Below are 18,295 nucleotides of genomic sequence, written 5' to 3' on the forward strand. Positions count from 1 at the left end.
GTCTTGTACTGCGCGTGCCGTCGGCGGTAGTCCTCGAGCGACACGGTCTCGTGCGGCGGGTCGTGACGTCGCACGTCGGTCCAGTCGGGTCCGTGGGAGTACTTACCCGGCTGGTACTCGTACAGGTAGTCGCCGAGGTGCACGACGGCGTCGAGGTCGTGGTCGAGCAGGTGCCGGTAGGCGGCGAAGTAGCCGGCCTGCCAGTTGGCGCAGCAGACGACGCCGAGCCGCAGCCGCTGCACGTCGTCGTCCTCGGCCGGTGCCGTGCGCGTGCGGCCGCCGACGGTGTCGGGTCCGTGCCGGAAGCGGTACCAGTAGGTCGTCGCGGGCTGCAGGGCGCGGACGTCGAGCTTGACGGTGTGGTCGCGGCGGGCGTCGGTGCGCGCCACGCCGGCAGCGACGACGTCGACGAAGTCCTCGTCGGCGGCGACCTCCCAGTCGACCTCGGTCGGCGCTCCGCGTCCCGACCCCGGACGGGCGTCGGGCGTCGGCGTCACCCGGGTCCAGAGCACCACGCCGTCGGCGACCGGGTCGCCCGACGCCGCGCCGTGCTGGAAGTGACGGTGGCGGCTGGCGGGGGCGGGCGACGGTCGCAGGGTCGCGACGACGGCGCCGGCGCCGACGGTGAAGCCGACGCCGCTCACGACCACGTCGCGGCGGGTCAGGGGTGCTCGGGGCGTCCCGGTCCTCACCCGGCCAGTCAGACAGGGTCGGGGTACGGGACGGCGAGGTCGGGGTGAACGTCGGGAGACGGTCGGGGAACGTTGCGCGGGCCGCTGCGGAAGGTGCGGCGCCCTCTCAGCGTTGGGACCTGCGTGAGGCTCTCCCTGCTCGACCGTTCCCGCACCCGCGCCGGACACCCGGATGCCGAGGGGCTCACGGGCAGCGTCGCGCGTGCCGTCTGGGCGGAGGAGCTCGGCTACGACCGGTTCTGGGTGGCGGAGCACCACGCCGTGCCCGGCATCGCGAGCGGGGCGCCGCCCGTCCTGATGGCCGCGGTGGGTGCGGCGACGTCGCGCATCCGCATCGGGTCCGGCGGCATCATGCTCCCGCACCACCAGCCGATCGTCGTCGCGGAGCAGGTGCGCATGCTCGAGGCGCTGCACCCGGGCCGCGTCGACGTCGGCCTCGGCCGGTCGTCGGGGTTCACCGCGCCCGTGCGCGAGGCGTTGCGGGAGACCCCCGACGCCGCCGACCGGTTCGCCGACGACGTCCGCGAGCTGCGCGACCTGCTGGCTGGTCGCGGTGCGGTGACCGTGCGTCCCGCGGGCGGCCCGGTTCCGGTGTACCTGCTGGCCACGGGACGCGGTGTGACCCTGGCGGCCGAGCTGGGTCTACCGGTCGTCGTCGGCGGGCCGGCGCTGTGGTCCGAGGAGCTGCCGTCGGCGCTCGCCGTGTACCGCCGCGACTTCCGGCCCTCGCCCGACGCCGACGCGCCGCAGGTGCTGGTCTCGCTCGACGTGCTCGTCGCCGACGACACGGCGACCGCCCGCGAGCTCGCGCTCTCGGAGGCGTGGGCGATGGCGCAGTCCCGGCGCACCGGCGTCTTCGAGCCCCTGGAGTCGCCCGCGGCCATCCGCGCGCAGGAGTGGCCCGAGCAGGTGCGCCGCAGGGTCGAGACGTCGCTCGAGCGGGCCGTCGCCGGCGACGCCGGCACGGTCCGCCGGGCCCTCGAGCAGCTGGCTGAGCGCACCGGCGCCGACGAGCTGCTGGCGTCGACGTCGACGTGGGACCGCGACGCCCTGCGCGCTGCGGACGCCGCCCTCCGCGCACTGGTCTGAGGTCGGGCTGAGCCGAGATCACGCCGGGAAGGTCCAGCGCGGTCGCTGCGTTGAGGACTCCATGACCACCATCGGACTCATCGGCAGTGGAAACATCGGCAGCACGGTCGCACGGCTGGCCGTCGACGCGGGCTACGACGTCGTGCTCAGCAACCGGCGCGGACCGGACACGTTGCGCGACCTCGTCGAGCAGCTCGGCCCGCGGGCGCGTGCGGCGACCCCGGCGGAGGCGGCGGAGGCGGCCGACCTCGCCGTCGTGACGGTGCCGCTCAAGGCACTCCCCGACGTCCCCGTCGACCCGCTGCGCGGCAAGGTCGTCATCGACACCAACAACTACTACCCCGAGCGCGACGGTCAGGTGGCACGCCTCGACGACGAGTCGACGACCACCAGCGAGCTCACGCAGGAGCACCTGCCGGAGTCGAAGGTCGTCAAGACGTTCAACAACATCTACTTCGAGCACCTCGCCCGCCTCGCGCGCCCCCACGGCGACCCCGAGCGGTCGGTGCTCGCGATCGCCGGTGACGACGCCGACGCCAAGCAGGTCGTCGCCGAGTTCCTCGACGCGATCGGCTACGGCGCCCACGACGTCGGCCCGCTCGCCGAGGGCTGGCGCTACCAGCGCGACACCGCCGCCTACGCCGGCCTCTACCAGACCCCGGACGCCGACTTCACGCCCGAGTCGGGCCGCCAGGTCACGCCGGAGCTGCTGCAGGAGAAGCTCGACGCGGCGCAGCGCTACCGCGACATGTGACGCTCGACCCGCTCCTGCTCGGTGCGACGCCGCGCTGACCTGGACATGACGAGGCTCCCGGACCGTGTGGTCCGGGAGCCTCGCCAGCCGACAGGGATCTCGAGGTCAGGAGACGCTGCAGGCAGGCAGCCCCAGGACGACGAGGGCGCAGCGGATGCCGGCCTTGTTGTTGGCGTAGTTCGTGTCCAGCGCCGCCGTCCGCGGGTCGGACAGCTCGAAGCTCCACTGGCTGAAGGCCGAGACCTCGACCGTCGACAGAAGGAACGTCCTGCTCTGCCCGGGCAGCAGCGGCTCCTTGAGGTACACGTCGCCGTCGTAGCCCGATCCGAGGACACCGATGGCCCAGTCCTCCTGGATCTGCGGGTCGCCGAACAGGCCGATCCCGACCGCGCGGTTGGAGTGGAACGTGAACTGCGTGCCGGCCGGGACCGTCGTGTTGCCCTGGTTGCGCACGACGAAGCCACGCTGGCCCACACCGGACTGCGCCTTGACGACGATCTCGGGGTGCCGGACCGCCGCCTTCGCCGCGGCCTTCTGGGTCACGGCGCTCTTCGCCGCGGGGGCCTTCGTCTCGGCGGCGTTCGCCACGGAGGCGGTCCCGACGAGGGAGCAGACGACGGCGGCGACCAAGCCCGCCGAGAACGTACGGGAAACGATCATGATGACTCCTACACGAGGTGGACGTACGCGGGCCCGGACGGGCTCACGCGGCAAGCGTCGTCACCACGAGCGCGGCATCCCTGGATCCGGGCGATCTGCGTGCCGCTACGCACGTGATTGCGTACAACGCCGCCTCGCCGCAGGACCTCGGCGGGCGAGACGTCCGTAGGTAGTCGGAGCCGGAAGCACGACACTCCCGGACCCGCTTCCGCAGGTCCGGGAGTGTGGGACGTCCTCGGACGTCGTCGTGGTCGGGCTGACGGTGTGCTGGTTCAGGACATCGGCAAGGCATGTCCCAAGACATAGGCAACACTTCCGGTCACGCTGCTGGGGGGAGGGTCAAACCGCACCTATCTCCTCGCGTCTTGGACACTTCCGGGGCACTCCACTTGCTCGGGGGCACCCGGAAGTGTCCGAAACGGGGGACGACGCGTCATCGACCCAGAACGCGACTACCAGCCCCAGAAACCACAAGCCCCGAACCCACATCCGTAGGTTCGGGGCTTGCCGATGTCCCGAGACATCACACGGTCGGGCTGACAGGATTTGAACCTGCGACCCCCTGACCCCCAGGCGTCCAGACGGCTTCGCCGATCCCGAAATCCGCGTCGTTCCGGACCCCAGGTCATGCAGCGCGTGTCACGACATGCATGGTTTGCATGATTCTGGTCCCCTTTTGGTCCCCCTCGTCACTGCGGCTTGAAGGGCTGATTGACACGTTGTTTCTCGGTCGAAGCGTCTCTTGTGCCAGCCGGATGCTTGACCGAGTCAAGGGCGTCCGAGTGGTCACAAGTCTTGCCTGCATCATCAGTCCTCGACGGGATGAGTACGATCCTTTGGCAGCCGCCAACCTGCCGGAACTCGATCGTCAGCGATGCTCGGGTTGGGCACTGGCAGTTGCCGCTCCTCTATGCGGACCGTGTAGCGGTGCCAGCCGGATGCTGCCTGAAACCTTGCCAGCCGGAGTTGCGTTACACCGAGCGGATCGGACACGTCACGGCTCGCGCGACCACGGAACCAAACGTCCGAGATGCCATGCGGAAGGACAAGATCGTCCACGTCCTCCCCAGTCCCACCTTCGTAGGAGTCGGAAAGACGATAGAAGTAGGAGCCATCCTTATGTTGCCGAGCGAACAAGAACAGATGCCGCTCGTCCGCCGATTGAGCTAAGAGCTTCTCGAAGTTCTGGCATGCCCACTGCGTCGCCAGCGTCTCGGCGCAAACTGATTCAGACGCGTGGGGATCGATCCACTCTCGGTCTGTGGCCGACCCTCCCTCTTCGCTCGCGCCCACTCAGCCAACAAGCGCTCGGCTGGCGGCGACGTGACCTCGACGATGCCCTTGCGTCCTCTGCTATCGGGGTAGATCCAAGAACCGTCTGGCATCTTGTCACCAGCACCCGCGTCCGCCAACGAGATATCGATCCCAAGCACTTGTTCCATCGCCAGGAACGCAATCTCCTCTTCGCGACGAGCCTTCGCCCCGACCGCATTGCTCATAGGTTCAGCGCCCTCTGGCTTCGGAGTTGCCCGGTGTCATTTGGACCACAAGCAGGTGCCTGGTCGGCCTCCTACGTCTGCTCTTCATCTGCTTGGGGCAAATCGTCAACATATGCGTGTATCGTGGCCAGCACGTTCTCGGGCTTGATGTTGAGTTCCACTCGGTCTTCACGAGCCATGAAGTATCCAGGAGCCATACGGCTCAATGCCAAGCACTCTTCACGCAACTCGGCGTCAGTAATCTTTAGCTTCTTAGTGAGGCGGAGCGCGGTTCTGAGTGCCGCGTACTCGACGGTGTGGTCTCGATCATCTTGCTGGAGCTCCCACACTGTCTCCAAGATTTGTTGATGCGGGCTGGACTCCGGCTGAGACAGAGCAATGGCATCGACCCACTTTTCTGCGTCTGCTGGACTTTGACAAGTGGCGAGCAGTTCGCGCATCTTTGCCAGATTCACTCGCTTGATCGGCGCCAGCCTCACCAGCCTCGCCAAGTCCTTCGCCCGCATGAGGGTGATGCCTTTGGTCGGGTTCGCCACCCGATCGGCCTGGATCTCGCGCATGACCGCACCGAGGTCATCTGCACCGGTCTCGAAGTCCGGTCCGACAACGATCGCAAAATCGCATTCCGCTTCATCGCGGTGGCGCGCAATAGTGGATACCTCGACGCCGCTCTTCTTTACTTTTCCGCCGGGCTTCTCTTTGCTCTTGGCCTCTAGGGAGACTCGATACTGAGTCTTTCCATGCTCACCCGCAGGCAGGAACGCTTCCGCAAGCCCGTCCTGCTCGTCCTTCGCTGCTTTCGGGACGGCCTCGAAACCGAGTTGCTGGAATACCTCGACCAGCGCAAGCTCAAGGCCCTTGGCGCTAGTTAGCGATGCCATCAAGCCCTGCGCGACGGTAATTGAGTTGCGCGCGCCCGACGATCGTGCGAGGTGGCGAAGTAGTTCGTCGCGAGAGTCCAGAACGGTCGAAACGGCGGAGTCATCAAGATTTGCGTCGTGAAGCCCTGCTTCAAGAAGAATCTCCGCCATTGCGAAAAGTTCCAGAGGGAGGTTCTTCTTGCGATCGTTGAACTCGTCGGCAAAGTGCGCCACAAAGGGATGCTCAAGGTTGATCGAGAGCTGCCCGCTTGCGCTGTCCAGCATCGCCATTGGAAGCAGCGTGCCGAGGTCTTCATACACGACATCGCCGATGAGACCGCCGCCATCAGTGATACGGCTTTCGAGAAAAGCGATCAACTCTGCGGCGGTCGGGAACTTCTTCTTGTCGATCGGTACGAGATGTCGGGAGTGAATCTTCTCCTCATACGAGTCCACGACCATTCGCAGGATCGGTCGTTCCGTGAGGCTCGCAGGGCTGTCAGCGAAGCGCTGTGATGCCCGCCTTTCGCGAGCGGTCTCGGTTTCGTGTGCGTCCAGTTTCGTTCGTGCAAGGTTGAAGAGACCACGAAGGAGTTCTCGGGCGCGCTCGACCACGGGGCTCGCGAGCAGAGTCTCGCGGCTGGATCGGAGCTCGGCGTCGAGACGATCGATGTTGATAACCAGGCGGAACCGCGAGAAGGTGCCGTGGCGAAGGCTGTTTCGGTCGATTCCGAACCCTGAGTCGTCGGGGTTGATGAGTCGGCCATGGACGTAGACGAAGAAGCCGTTGCTTCTCCCAACTGCTTCAGATTTTCCCGCATCGATGGGATCTTCGTAGAGCTCAAGGTACCCACTAACAGGGCCCAGACTCTTGTCGACTAGGAGAAAGTGCTGGTACTCGGCTTCAGGAATCTTCTCGTCCGTGTCCGCGTCTAGCTCCTCTGGAGCAGGACTCGGGATGGTGAGAATATCTTTGCCGAGAACCCACGTCCCGACCTGCTTCGCGGATGCTTTCGAGGCGACGACTTCGTTGCCGTTCAGATACAGGGAGAAGTCATCGCGTAATGGCATGGCGGTAGATAGAACCCATCGAAGCCTGCCTGCGGAGAGTTCGATCGCCATCGGTTTGAGTTCGGTGATGATCGCCACGGTCCAGGAGTCCTCGGCCTCGTCTCCAAAGAGAGTCAGGTTCTCGCGGCCGGTGTCGTCAGACAGCCAGGGACGAACGGCTCCGTGCGCTTCCTCCTCGGTGAGTTCGCGAAGCGGAAGCTGGACTGGTGGCGTCGCGGTGCGCTCAGACTCGTCAGTGCGTTCGTTCGCCGGTGGAGGCGTTGGAATCGCCTTGAAATCCATGGTTGTCGAGAAGAATTTCCCGTCCGCCTTCGTGATGTGTGTCAGGCGGGTGCCCAGGACGTAAGCTGCGAGCTTGCCGATGCCGAACTTCCCGATGGTACGGCGACCACGGGCGGTTGTGCGGTTGCTGGCCTTGACGGAGTCGCCGACGATCCAGTGGACCTTGAGCCCGGTTGCATCCATCCCAGTTCCGTTGTCAAGGATGGCGATAGACGCGTCGCTCGCAGCTCGGTCAGGTGACATGACGGTATGTACGCACGTCGCATCGGCGTCAAAAGCGTTTGAGACCAGCTCTTCAATCGCCTTGTTGGGGCTGCTATAGAGACCTTCGGAGAATAGGCCGATGATCTGGAAACTGATTTCGACATTGATGTGGTCTGTGACAGTGCCCGACTCGAAGAATGTGGTCATGGCTTCTTCACGGTCAGTACGACCTCGGTCCGCATCCGCTTCGCCATCGACGATTCGAGGTTCGCAGTCCGAACCGGGAGGTACCGCCTATTCTCCGGCAGCTCGCGCTCAGTTCGAGCCGCGACAAGGAAACCAGAATGCTCATACGCCTTTCGGACGAGCACATCGTTCTGGATATAGTTTCCACGCAGTGTGGAGTTGCCGATTACCGTAACAACCTCAGAGCCGGTCTTGCAGACACGGTTAAGCTCGCGCGAGAAAAGTGCGAGATCGTGCGCGTAGCGCGTGATCGTAGCCATGGGAAGTTGATCCGGCGCGTCCACCGAGTCCTTTATGTACTGCACCATATCTGTGACCTGCTTTAGAGCGTCGCCGTCGAGCGCGCGTTCTGCCCCGATGCTGTTCGAACGAATCTTCCGCAGTTCAGGGATCGTGTGTCCGAACCAGATCAGCGACATCTTATGGCCGCGTAGATAGTCGATCGCATTTAGGTATGGCGGTGAAGTGATAATCAAGTCAACCGATGAATTACGCAAATCGAGCGCGCGCGCATCTCCCCTACGAACCTCAACCTGTCCAAGGATGGATCGCTCATCGAGCAGCTTCTTGAGGCTTGCAACAGACCCCTCGAACCCGCGATAGACGTCGTAACTAGATTCGGTAGCCACACGGTGTGGTCTGCTGTGCGATGTGTCGGCCGCCAGCGAGGCCTTGGGCGCCTTCGTGACGATGATCCGACTCAACGCCACTTGAAGAGCCTGACGAACGGCATCATCGCCGATCCCGTCCAGCTCCCGTGCGAGGCGGTTGAGTTGAGTGCGCTGAGGTGCCGCAAACCAGTACTCGGCGAACTTCTGAGTCTCTGGGTCGTCCCATCGGGGTGAGTCCACGCTGGATGCTCGCGCAAGTGCGCAGATGCGCTCAGCTTCGGCGACGACTTCCTCGGTGTCAACGGCCTGGGTGGCAACGGAGCTCATGAGGACTGCGAGAGGGTCGACATCGAACCCGCGTGCGGCGTGGCCTCTGTCTGCCGCTGCGGCGAGGACCGTCCCTGACCCGCACATCGGGTCGAGTACCACTAGCTCCGACTCGTCTGCAGTGGAGTCCAGGTGGTCGATGGCGATGTCCGGCGCCATCCTGGCGGGGAACGGGTGGATCGTCCTTGCACCCATCAGCACTCCTTCGACTCGTACGTTCCGGCACGAGCAGGCGTGCTCCTAGAGGCCGTTCACCTTCTCATCATCCCAGGGGCGCGGGAGTCAGGTCAAAGAAGCCTGCCGGCGTGTCCGAGCGTATCGGCAGCCTCCGACACGCTCCTGGCGCCTGCGCCGCACGAGCTGGATCAGACTGACGGGGCCGATCCAGATGAACTTGAAGGCGTTCCAGACGAACACCAGGACCAGCAGGTGGAGCCAGCCGGGGCCGCCGTCGTTGATGATCGTGGTGCAGATCGCCGCGGCGTAGAGGTAGACCCCGGCGAGCAGCATCGCGGGGATGCCCCACTTGAGGCCGCGTCTGGTGCGGATGGCGTTGAGCAGCAGGTTGGTGGGTGCGTATCGGAGTACGCCATAGCCTCGTGCGCTGAGCGCCACGGACGTGCGGAGCATTGCGGGTCTCTCTTCCTCGTCATAGCGCGACGGGTGTCCGTCGTGGAGGCGGCTATGAACCGAGTGCCCGCGAGGGGCCGTCCCGAAGGACCCGCGTAGTTTGCTGAACCTGCCTCGCTACCGAGTTTACGACTGACTCGTGACAGAGGGAACCCCCGGCGGCAGGCAGGCGTGTACCTCGTCGGTGACCTTGGAGCGGAAGGGACACCGATCATGGCGACGTTGGCGGAGCAGGTGCAGGGTGAGCGGATGGCGCGGATCGCGCTGTCGATGATCGCCGAACCGAACGACCCGACCACCGGGTACGTCCTCACCCGCCACGGCGGGGTCGAGACGCTGCGGCTGATCGAGTCCGACGACGAAGTGCCCGGCCTGGCCCGCGCCGACACACTGATGTGGCGCCAACGGCTGACGGCACATTTCACGTCCGGCCTGCTGGATCAGGTAGCTCAGGCGGAGCGGCACGGGCTCAGCACGCTCGTCCCGGCAGACAGGGAATGGCCCGCCGGCCTGAACGACTTGGGCGACCGTGCGCCGTACCTGCTGTGGACGCGCGGCGCGGTCTCGTTCTTGACGACGGCGTTGAGTGATCGGGCCACGATCACGGGCGCGCGCGCCGCAACCTACTATGGCGAGCATGTCGCGGGTGAACTGGCGATGGGTCTGGCCGATGAAGAACGAGTCGTGGTCTCGGGTGGCGCCTATGGGATCGAAGGGGCCGCGCACAAGAGCGTGCTCGCCGCGAGCGGACACACGATCGCCGTCCTGGCCGGCGGGTTGGACCGCCCCTACCCGGCCGGGCACAGCGAGTTGTTGAACCGGATCGGGGAGGTCGGGCTGTTGGTCAGCGAGCTGCCCCCCGGAGCGACGCCGACCAGGCACAGGTTCCTGGCCCGCAACCGTCTGATGGCGGCGCTCTCGGGTGCGACTGTCATCCCCGAAGCCGGTCCCCGGTCCGGCTCGATGACCACCGTTCTCGCCGGACACGAACTCGGCCGAGGCGTCGGCGCGGTGCCCGGCCCCGTGACCAGCGTCACGAGCGCGGGACCGAACGAACTCATCAAGCAGGGCCTCGCCTCACTCGTCACTCAGTCAAGCGACGTGATCGACCTACTCGACGCCGACAGGACCCAGGACCGGACTGTGACGCGGCCCGAGGTCGGACGCGCGCTCGGGCATCGGCGCCCGTCGCCGGGCACGCCGGGGCGCTCTCTCTGACGGCCGCCCCGCTGGTGGGGCTTCACAAGCTCGGTGCGGGGCGTGATGCGGTCGCTGGCCGCACCGGATCAGCCGGCGCGCCCTCGTGAGCGATCGCCTGGGCACGGTTGAGGGCGGCGCGGGCGCGGATGGCGTCGATCTTCTGACTGGTGCTCTCCGGCGGTGGGCCGAGCGGGGTCCGGTCGTCGGTGATGCCGTAGCGGTCGCGGTAGGCCGCGACTGTGCGAGCAGCGCGCCACCATGCCGCCTGTTGCTTCTTGTCCTTCGGCACCGTGCCGAGCTTCGCTACCCACGGCTCCTTATCGCTGAGGGCACCGCGGAGCACGCCGTCGGCGCGGGCCTCGATCAGCTCGTGGCGCTCGTCCAGGGCTTGCCGCATGTCCTCGGTCATCTGCCCGCCAGCGTGCGGGATCAATCCGACGATCAGCCTTGGGGACTTGCGAGTGCGGCCTGAGCCAGCGGGCCGGGCGGTGGCGCGCGCGACGCGGGCGTGCAGGACGGAGGCGATGTTGTCGGCATCGTTCAGGCTCCGCGCGGTGAACAGCCGCGGGAGCAGCGCGTCGAGGTCGTGGTGGTTGGCCTCGGCGTGGCGCAGCTCGGCCGACAGCGCGCCGTAGGCGTCGGAGCCGAGCACGTCTTCGATCTGCTCGACGGTGAGCCCGGACGCGGCGAGCAAGGTCGCCCAGCGGTCGTGCTGTGCGGCTTGCGCGATGGTGTCGTACTCGGCCGCGAGTTGGGCGATCGAGCCCCAGCGGTCTTGCTCGGCGGTGATCGTCTCGTGCGCGGACAGCTCGGCGCCGATGTGCTGCAACACGCCGTAGAGGATCGAACGGGCGGTGACGTTCGGGTTGTCGCCGGGATGCGGCACCGCGTATTCGGCGTCTTCCCGGTCGACGGCGACATAGGCGTGGTTGCTGTGGGCGCCGCGGGTCATGGAGACGTAGAAGTTCTCCCGCGTGGTGGTGGCGGTGACGACCGCGTGCGCGGTGTCGGTGGTGACGCCCTGGGCGCGGTGCGCGGTGATCGCGTAGCCGAGGTCCAGATGCTCGGCCACATAGTTGGCCGGCAGGACGATCCCGCCGCCGAACCTGCGCCCGGCTGGGCGGATGCTGACCGACCCGTCCTCGCGAACCCCGGTGACGGTCCAGCGGGAGCCGTTGCGGACCCAGGTTCGGCCGTTGCGGAGCCGCCGGTCGTTCTCGCGCGTGATAACCAGATCGCCCTCGGAGACTGCGGTGCCGTCGCGCAGCGGCAGTTCGCGGGTGGGGTTCACGGTGCCGTCGATGATCCGATCCGCCCGCGCCCTGGTGTTCAGTTCGGTGACGGTAGCGTGGGTCTCGGTGACCAGGATCGACGCGCGCCCGGCGGCAAGATCGGCCCGCCACGCGGTGTAGGCGGCGTGGATCATCGCTTCCTCGTCGCCGCCGGTGATCCGGCCCTGCTCGATCAGAGTGTCGATCGCCTCGGTGCGGCCGTGGCGGAGCTGGAGTGAAGTGGTCTTCTCCCACTCGTTGGTGAAGCGGTGCAGATCGGTCAGCTCGGGGGCGTCGTCGCGGGCGTGCACGAGCATGGCGAAGCTGCCGCCGGCGCCGGGTGATTGGAGCTGGCCCCAGTCGCCGACCAGGAGGACTTTCGCGCCGGCCTTCTCGGCTTCATGGGTGAGCCGATCCAGCGACATAGTTCCGGCCAGGCTCGCCTCGTCGATGATGACGAGCTGCCCGGCCGTGAACGTGGTCCCGTTCATGATGTGGTTCTGCCACCACTTCGCCGTGTTCTCGGTGGCGATGCCGAGGTCATCGGCGAGGACCTGCGCGGCGACCGCTGAGGGGGCGAGCCCGATCACCGAGCCGGCGTCATGTTCCTTCTCCCATGCCCGCCGGAGCCCGTTCATCGCTGTCGTCTTCCCGGCCCCGGCCGGGCCGACCAGCACGTCCACGACGCGACCGGAGACCGCGATCGCAGCAAGGGCCGCGGCCTGATCCTCGCCGAGCACCCGGCCGCGTGCGTCGGGTTTGCGGGCGATCCTCTCGACCGTCTCCAGTGGCACCACCGGGCCGGAGGTGTCAGCGGCGCGTGTCAGGAGTCGGTCTTCGGCGGCCAGCAGGGCTTCGGATGAGAACCGGGTCGAGGCGTGCGGGTGGAACCCGGAGGTGCCGTCCGCGCGGCGGAACTGCAACGGGCTCGACGCCAGCTCCGGCGGCGTCAGCCGCAGCGAAGCGTGCTCGGCGGCATCGACCACGAGCCCGGTGATCGCCTCCCGGTCCTGGATGCTGGCGAACCGCCACCCCATCAACTGCCGAGATGCTTCGGCGTGCAGGTTCCAGCGGGTCCAGGTCGAACGCTTCTCACCGACCATCTCCATCACGGTCTGCCCGAGCTCGCGCACTACATCCAGCGGCACATCGTCGGCGCGCAGCACCCGTCGTGGCGCCTGCGCGTTGGCCGTGGTGAGCGTGCGCGCCCAGCCGTTCGCGTCGCGTCGCAGCACTCGGCTGGCGCGCTGGCGCCACTCGCTAGTGAGGTCGGCCAGGGACCGGACCTGCTTCTCTGGCCTCGTGGCGAGCGTCGCCTGCGCCCGGAGTTTCAGCACCGTTCGGGCGGAGGGCTGCCTGCCGTGCTTGGCGACGTACCCGGCGATGAGGCGGTCCTTCTCGGCCTCGATGTGCCGGGAGCGGGTGGAGAACTCGGTCACCAGATCGTCGGGCACGCCCTCGATTTCCCAGGCCGGGTTTCGGTCCCTGCCACGTTCGCGCGCTACCCACTCGACGCCGAGGACGCGGGAGAGCTGATCGGCCAGAGCAGCGTTGTAGAGCTCGGAGACCGCGACGACCACCGCGTGCATGGGCCGGCCCGCGAGGGTCCGCCAGCGGCCGTCCTGCACGGTCAGAACCTTGTTGCTGATGACGACGTGGGTGTGCAACTGCGGGTCACCGGCGCGGCTGTCGTAGTGATTGAACGCCGCCGCCACGACACCGGCGACATCGACGTGCGCAACCGCGCCATCCGGGCCGGTTGCACCGACGCGGGTTGCGGCAACCTCGCGTTCGAGGAACGCAACCAGCTCTGCAACCGCCGCATGATGCGCGTCTGCGATCAGGGCTTGGGTGCCGGCGTCTGCAACCGCCCAGATCGTGGAGACTGACTTCGGCACGCTGAACGTGAAGTCGTAACCGGCTACCGCGCGGCGGGTGCGGCGCTCGGCTTCCGCCGCCTCGATCGCGGCCACTTCCTGCGCTCGAGTGGCCGGCCCCAGCTCGGGGTCGAGGGCGTCGACGCGCTGCTTGATCCGTTCTCCGATTGACGCGAACTGCTGGTAGGCGCGGCCCAGCGGATCGCCCGTGATCGGGTCATGGCCCATCCCGATCAACAGCGCTAGCTGGGCTTCTGAGACCTGGGCTCCTTCGACCAGCTCGCCGTGCCCGAGCCGACCCAGCCCCGAGCCCATCCAGAAGCCCGGCGGTGTCCCCGCCTCCGCGTAGTAGCGAGTCAACGGCGTGCTCAGGCTCCGGTCGCCATCGCCCGCGGCGATGGACTTCAACAGGTACTTGTACCCATCGCCCGCGCTCATCACGCGCATCGAAACCGTCACCTGGGCTGCTCCTTCCGCCGTCGTTCGGAGGGCAGGTGAGCCCGCGAGTCCGGTCGCATCCGATGCGACTCGGGACGGCTCGCGCCTCGTCTGAAAGACGTGTGGTGGCTCGGGTGGCGCGCGGGAGGGATCCGGCGCGTTTGGCAGATCGGCACGGACATGACGGTGCGTCTCGACGTGCGCGGAACGGCGGGCCGAAGCGTCCGCGATGGATCGGACGGCTGAGCGCCTGGCTGCTGACCAGCCCGGCAGCGACTTCCTGTGCGGAATCCGACCGGGGAGCACCCGTCAGCCGGAGTCCTCATGCTCGACCCCAACGACCCCGAACGCCCGATCAGAGTCGGCTCACTGTTCAGCGGCTATGGCGGGCTCGACCTCGCCGTCGAGTACGCCTTAGGTGCCGAGACGGTCTGGTTCTCGGAAAACAATGAACACGTCTCGCGCATCTTCGCTCACCACTGGGCCGACGTCCCGAACCTGGGCGACATCACCACGATCAACTGGAACGAGATCCCTCCCGTTGATGTGCTGTGCGGAGGATTCCCCTGTCAGGACGTGTCCACAGTAGGTAAGCGGTCCGGCCTCGCACCCGGCACCCGCTCCGGGCTCTGGTCGCACATGGCCGAAGCGATCGACGCGCTGCAACCCCAGCTCGTCGTCATCGAGAACGTCCGCGGGCTGCTGTCCTCACCCGCCGTCCGCGCATCCCTGGAAGGAAACCCCGATGCGCAACGCAACCCCGACCACGCAACCCCCGGCGCTGCAACCCTTCGCGACCTGGAACCCGACCCGTGGGGTCTGGGAGACCTCGCAACTCGACCTCTCCGGGCAGCCGGCGCCGTACTCGGCGATCTGGCCGACCTGCGGTATGACACGCAATGGATCGGCCTATCAGCGTCCCTTGTCGGCGCTCCTCACCCGAGACTCCGCCTCTTCATCGTTGCTCATCGCCAAGACGTTGTTCAGAACCCCACTCGCGACGGACTCGACTCGAGGCGGGGAGTTGCTAGACCGGGTACGAGCGAGGCGAGGGTCGATCGGGGCTCTCCCATCAGATCATCGACCTCACACTCAACGGACCGGCTGGCTCGCAGAACAAGAGCAACGAACCAGAGACTCTGTGGTCCCTGATCGAGGACATCTTCACCGCTGGGGACACTACGCCCGCGCCATTGCCCGATGGGAACACATAACCGGACGCCCCGCCCAGACCCCGCGATCCTGAGCGACGACGCGGGACCTCGGCCGGCGCCGGACTTCGTGGAATGGCTGATGGGCCTCCCGCCGGGGTGGGTCACAGATCCGAACCTCGCGCTCAGTTACACACAGCAGCTCGCCGCGCTCGGCAACGTGTCCTGCCAGCACAAGCCGCTGCCGCACTACGTAACCTTCTCCACGATGCCCGTTAGCCGGTGAAAGGGTTCAGCGCGGTCGCAAATGTTCAGGTGGCAAGGTATCGGTCCATGTAATCGGAGGCTATGGCACGGGCCTGCTGCACAGTGATGGCATTGGTTGAGATCAAGCTGCCCAAGCCGTGGGAGAGGGCCATGACTTCGTAGGCGTGCGCTATGGCCGCGGGATCCGGTTCGTCGATGTGCGACGCAAGGCTGGACGCGAGCCGTTCCAGATGTCCTCGGTAGATGGCGCCCATGCCGTCCGGGTCGGAGGCCGATAGCTGCTCCAACGAGACTCCGAGGCGGTGGAAGGCCCGGCTTTGTTCGTCGTGTGGTAGTGCCGCGTCGAAGAATGCCCGCAGAGGAGCGTCCTGTGTCCCGGACGCGGAATCCAATGCCTGTTGCCAATGTTGCACGCTGCGTTCGGACATGGCTTGCAGGACAGCCGTGAGTAGCTCGTTCTTTGACTTGCCGTAGTACTGCACCAGCCGCAGTGAGACGCCAGCTTCAACGGCCACGTTCCGCATCGACACGGCTTCGACTCCGCCGCGTGACAACAGCCTCTCGGCGGCTTCGATGATTGTCGTGCGTCGATCCAGATCGTCCATGGCGGCACACCCTCTCTCGTTTGATACAGTTGTATCATGATACGCATGTACCAACGAGGGGTGACGACACCAAGGCTCGTGCTGTGGGTGAGTTGCGTCGCTCAGCTGATGGTGGTCCTGGATGCGTCCGTGATGAACGTCGCGGTGCCATCGGTACGCGAGGATCTAGCGCTCTCGGCGGTTGGTACGTCGTGGATCGTGCTTGCATACACGCTCGGCTTCGCTGGGCTGATCCTTGCAGGCGCTCGACTTGCCGACGTTTTCGGCGCTACGCGGACGGTGTTGGGGGGCGTGCTCGTGTTCACGATCGCGAGCGTGGTGGGCGGCCTGGCGGTGGGAGGCGGGATGCTCATCGCAGCGCGCGCGGTTCAAGGAGTGGCAGCCGCGGTGTTGTCACCCGCAACGTTCTCCTTGCTGACGATCTGGTTTCCCGAAGGACGACCCCGAGTCCGTGCCGTCGCGATCTGGACAGGTGCGAGTCTGGCCGGTGGGGGCCTCGGGAACATCGTCAGCGGAGTCCTGACCGAGTATGTGTCCTGGCGTGCCGTGCTTCTCATCAATCTCCCGATCGGAGCGGCGGTCGCCGCTGCCGCGTATGTACTCACACGTGCAAAGCGGGAGGTCGTGCGGGGCCGCGTCGGTGTGCTGGGCTCGGTGCTGGTCACGGGCGCGTTTACCGCCGCGGCTTACGCGGCTTCAAGTGCCGGTGACGAGAACCTAGCCAACACCACGCCAGTGGCCGCCTGTGTCAGTGGCGTCTTGTTCGTGGCACTCGTCGTACAGCAACGGATGACGCGTGTGCCGCTGGTGCCACCACGACTATGGCGCAACCGAGCAGTGATCACGGGCAACGCAGCCACACTCCTCGCAGGCGCCTGCTTCCAAGTCGCAGTGTGGTACTTCCTGACCTTCCTCATGCAGCAGGGCATGGGGTACCCAGCAGCAGCCACCGGGCTTGGCTTCTTACCGCTGACCGGAGTGATGCTCGTGGTGAGTACATGGGTCGCTCCCCGGCTCCTCGACCGGTACCCGATCCGGGTCCTCGTAGCGACAGGCTCAGTGATCGCAGCACTCGGGTTCCTGGCCCAGTGGCTGATACCTGTTGCCAACTACCCGGTGACGGTATTGCTGCCGTCGATCATCATCGGACTCGGTGGCGGTCTGCTCAACACACCACTAGCGACCGCCGTCACCCAAGGCATCGACAACCGCGACGCCGGCGCAGCGTCCGGGCTCATGAACACCGCCAAACAGTTTGGTGGAGCCATCGGTCTGGCAATGCTCGCCACATTCACGCCGATCTCGGAGTATCAAAGCCCGTTCGCAATCATGGCCGTGCTGATCGTCGCCGCTGGCCTTGCTGGTCTCCTCATTCCCAGAGTCACGGTCGAAAGTGTCTCTCGCTCCGGCGAGTGATCATGTCCGGACCCAATGAATGGTGAGCGCGACACCGCGCATCTGCCCGATGTCCGGTGGTGGCACCTCACTCGCGGCGAACGGCGTGGATTTCAGCCCGATCCGGGCGTTCACAAGAACGGCGTACCGGCCCGCTGACCCGGTTGCGTTCGACTGGATCAAACTCGCTTTCGTTCGTGACGGTTCAGCAATACTCCTGAGCGAGTTCGGTAAGCGACCGGTCCGATTTGGTGATGCCGTCTTGCTCAGCGCAAATGTGCTCTGCGGGATTGAGCCGGAGGGTCACATCACGGCCACGGTTGTCTATGCCGACGCGGACTATGTGGTCGATCAGGTGTTCTGGCAGCACGCGAGTGTGTTGCGTGATCGACTCGACGCGGCGGAGTTCGCGTCAACGATCTACACCGAGCCAGCGCAGATCCTCCGACTTGGCGAGGACCGGGCCGGCATGCTCATGCCGTGGCTGGACGAGCTGGTTGCGTTGAGCGCCGAGAGCCGACCCGTGGAAACCTTCTACCGGATGCAAGCCCTATGGTTCAGCGTCGCCCATGTCATCGCGCCGTTCATCAAGACCTCTCAGGTCCGCACAAGCTCGACACAGCGCGCTACGGCATGGCCAACCTCACCTCGGATTCGACGGTTCAGTCCCCTTCGCGCCGAAGCGCGCAAGGCTGCTGACCTGCTCCACGCCGCACCCGAACGTCGGTGGTCCGTGACCGACCTTGCCAACGAAGTCCATCTGTCCAAATCACAGGTCGGACGCTTGTTCGTGGAAGCCTTCGGCAAGTCGCCCATCGCGTATCTGACAATGCTGCGCACCGAACGCATGGCGGCGCTCCTACGCACGTCAGATGCGCCGATTACGGTGATCGCTCAGGAGGTGGGTTGGAGCGATCCTGACTTCGCCGCCCGCCAGTTCCGCCGTAGCGTGGGTGTCACCCCGAGCAACTACAGGGCGCTGAGCCGCGTACGGACGCAAGCGACCGGGTGAAACGCGCATCCGCCCCGACGAAAACCGCAGGATCGGCATGAGAACCGTCCGCGCTGCGCTCTGAACCGGTAGTCCGGTAGAGACTCGTCGGGTTCATCGCGGAGCCTGACGGTCCGAAGCATCGTTCCGTCGTCCGTCTCGTCTTCCTGATCCT

Annotated in this window: 13 protein-coding genes; 6 read left to right on the plus strand and 7 right to left on the minus strand. The window is 66.1% G+C overall.

What is annotated here, in order from left to right; all coding sequences use genetic code 11:
* On the minus strand, positions 1 to 692 hold a 692-nt coding region (locus tag A6Q79_RS03915; protein ID WP_317696454.1), incomplete at its 3' end, for a PhoD-like phosphatase N-terminal domain-containing protein.
* Between the two features lie 123 nt (positions 693 to 815).
* On the opposite strand from A6Q79_RS03915, the gene A6Q79_RS03920 reads away from it, so the two are divergent.
* A complete protein-coding gene (locus tag A6Q79_RS03920) occupies positions 816 to 1,781 on the plus strand; it encodes an MsnO8 family LLM class oxidoreductase (protein WP_286689334.1) in 966 nt (321 codons plus the stop codon).
* 61 nt (positions 1,782 to 1,842) lie between these two features.
* Positions 1,843 to 2,535, plus strand: coding sequence for an NADPH-dependent F420 reductase (locus A6Q79_RS03925; RefSeq protein ID WP_353681402.1), 693 nt, complete (start codon positions 1,843 to 1,845; stop codon positions 2,533 to 2,535).
* A gap of 105 nt (positions 2,536 to 2,640) precedes the next feature.
* On the opposite strand, the gene A6Q79_RS03930 is transcribed toward A6Q79_RS03925, so the two are convergent.
* From A6Q79_RS03930 to A6Q79_RS03945, 4 genes are all read right to left on the minus strand, one after another.
* The gene (locus tag A6Q79_RS03930) at positions 2,641 to 3,195 is read right to left on the minus strand and encodes an acid shock protein (protein ID WP_286689335.1); all 555 of its coding nucleotides are present in this window, start codon (positions 3,193 to 3,195) and stop codon (positions 2,641 to 2,643) included.
* 1,570 nt (positions 3,196 to 4,765) lie between these two features.
* Positions 4,766 to 7,318 (minus strand): ATP-binding protein, encoded by a 2,553-nt coding sequence (locus A6Q79_RS03935; protein WP_286689336.1) that lies wholly within the window; start codon positions 7,316 to 7,318, stop codon positions 4,766 to 4,768.
* Complete coding sequence (locus A6Q79_RS03940; protein ID WP_286689337.1) at positions 7,315 to 8,490, minus strand: hypothetical protein; 1,176 nt, start codon at positions 8,488 to 8,490, stop codon at positions 7,315 to 7,317. The genes A6Q79_RS03935 and A6Q79_RS03940 overlap by 4 nt, the downstream gene beginning before the upstream one ends.
* Positions 8,491 to 8,577: 87 nt before the next feature.
* Entirely contained in the window at positions 8,578 to 8,910 is a 333-nt protein-coding gene (locus tag A6Q79_RS03945) for a sulfate permease (protein ID WP_317696464.1), read from the minus strand.
* A gap of 186 nt (positions 8,911 to 9,096) precedes the next feature.
* Between A6Q79_RS03945 and dprA the strand changes: the two genes are divergently transcribed.
* Positions 9,097 to 10,143 (plus strand): DNA-processing protein DprA, encoded by a 1,047-nt coding sequence (gene dprA, locus A6Q79_RS03950; protein WP_317696467.1) that lies wholly within the window; start codon positions 9,097 to 9,099, stop codon positions 10,141 to 10,143.
* 22 nt (positions 10,144 to 10,165) lie between these two features.
* Here the strand turns inward: dprA and mobF are convergent, their stop codons facing one another.
* The gene (gene mobF, locus A6Q79_RS03955; protein ID WP_286689340.1) at positions 10,166 to 13,732 is read right to left on the minus strand and encodes a MobF family relaxase; all 3,567 of its coding nucleotides are present in this window, start codon (positions 13,730 to 13,732) and stop codon (positions 10,166 to 10,168) included.
* Between the two features lie 303 nt (positions 13,733 to 14,035).
* On the opposite strand from mobF, the gene A6Q79_RS03960 reads away from it, so the two are divergent.
* On the plus strand, positions 14,036 to 14,863 hold the full coding sequence (locus A6Q79_RS03960) for a DNA cytosine methyltransferase (protein ID WP_286689341.1): 828 nt from the start codon (positions 14,036 to 14,038) through the stop codon (positions 14,861 to 14,863).
* Positions 14,864 to 15,173: 310 nt separating this feature from the next.
* Here A6Q79_RS03960 and A6Q79_RS03965 read toward each other — a convergent pair whose 3' ends face one another.
* A complete protein-coding gene (locus A6Q79_RS03965) occupies positions 15,174 to 15,734 on the minus strand; it encodes a TetR/AcrR family transcriptional regulator (RefSeq protein WP_286689342.1) in 561 nt (186 codons plus the stop codon).
* 36 nt (positions 15,735 to 15,770) lie between these two features.
* Between A6Q79_RS03965 and A6Q79_RS03970 the strand changes: the two genes are divergently transcribed.
* Positions 15,771 to 17,150 (plus strand): MFS transporter, encoded by a 1,380-nt coding sequence (locus A6Q79_RS03970; protein WP_286689343.1) that lies wholly within the window; start codon positions 15,771 to 15,773, stop codon positions 17,148 to 17,150.
* Positions 17,151 to 17,172: 22 nt separating this feature from the next.
* A complete protein-coding gene (locus A6Q79_RS03975; protein ID WP_286689344.1) occupies positions 17,173 to 18,141 on the plus strand; it encodes a helix-turn-helix domain-containing protein in 969 nt (322 codons plus the stop codon).
* Positions 18,142 to 18,295: the final 154 nt, after the last annotated feature.

The sequence above is a fragment of the Aeromicrobium sp. REDSEA-S32_B7 genome (assembly GCF_001626145.1).
Classification (GTDB): domain Bacteria; phylum Actinomycetota; class Actinomycetes; order Propionibacteriales; family Nocardioidaceae; genus Aeromicrobium; species Aeromicrobium erythreum.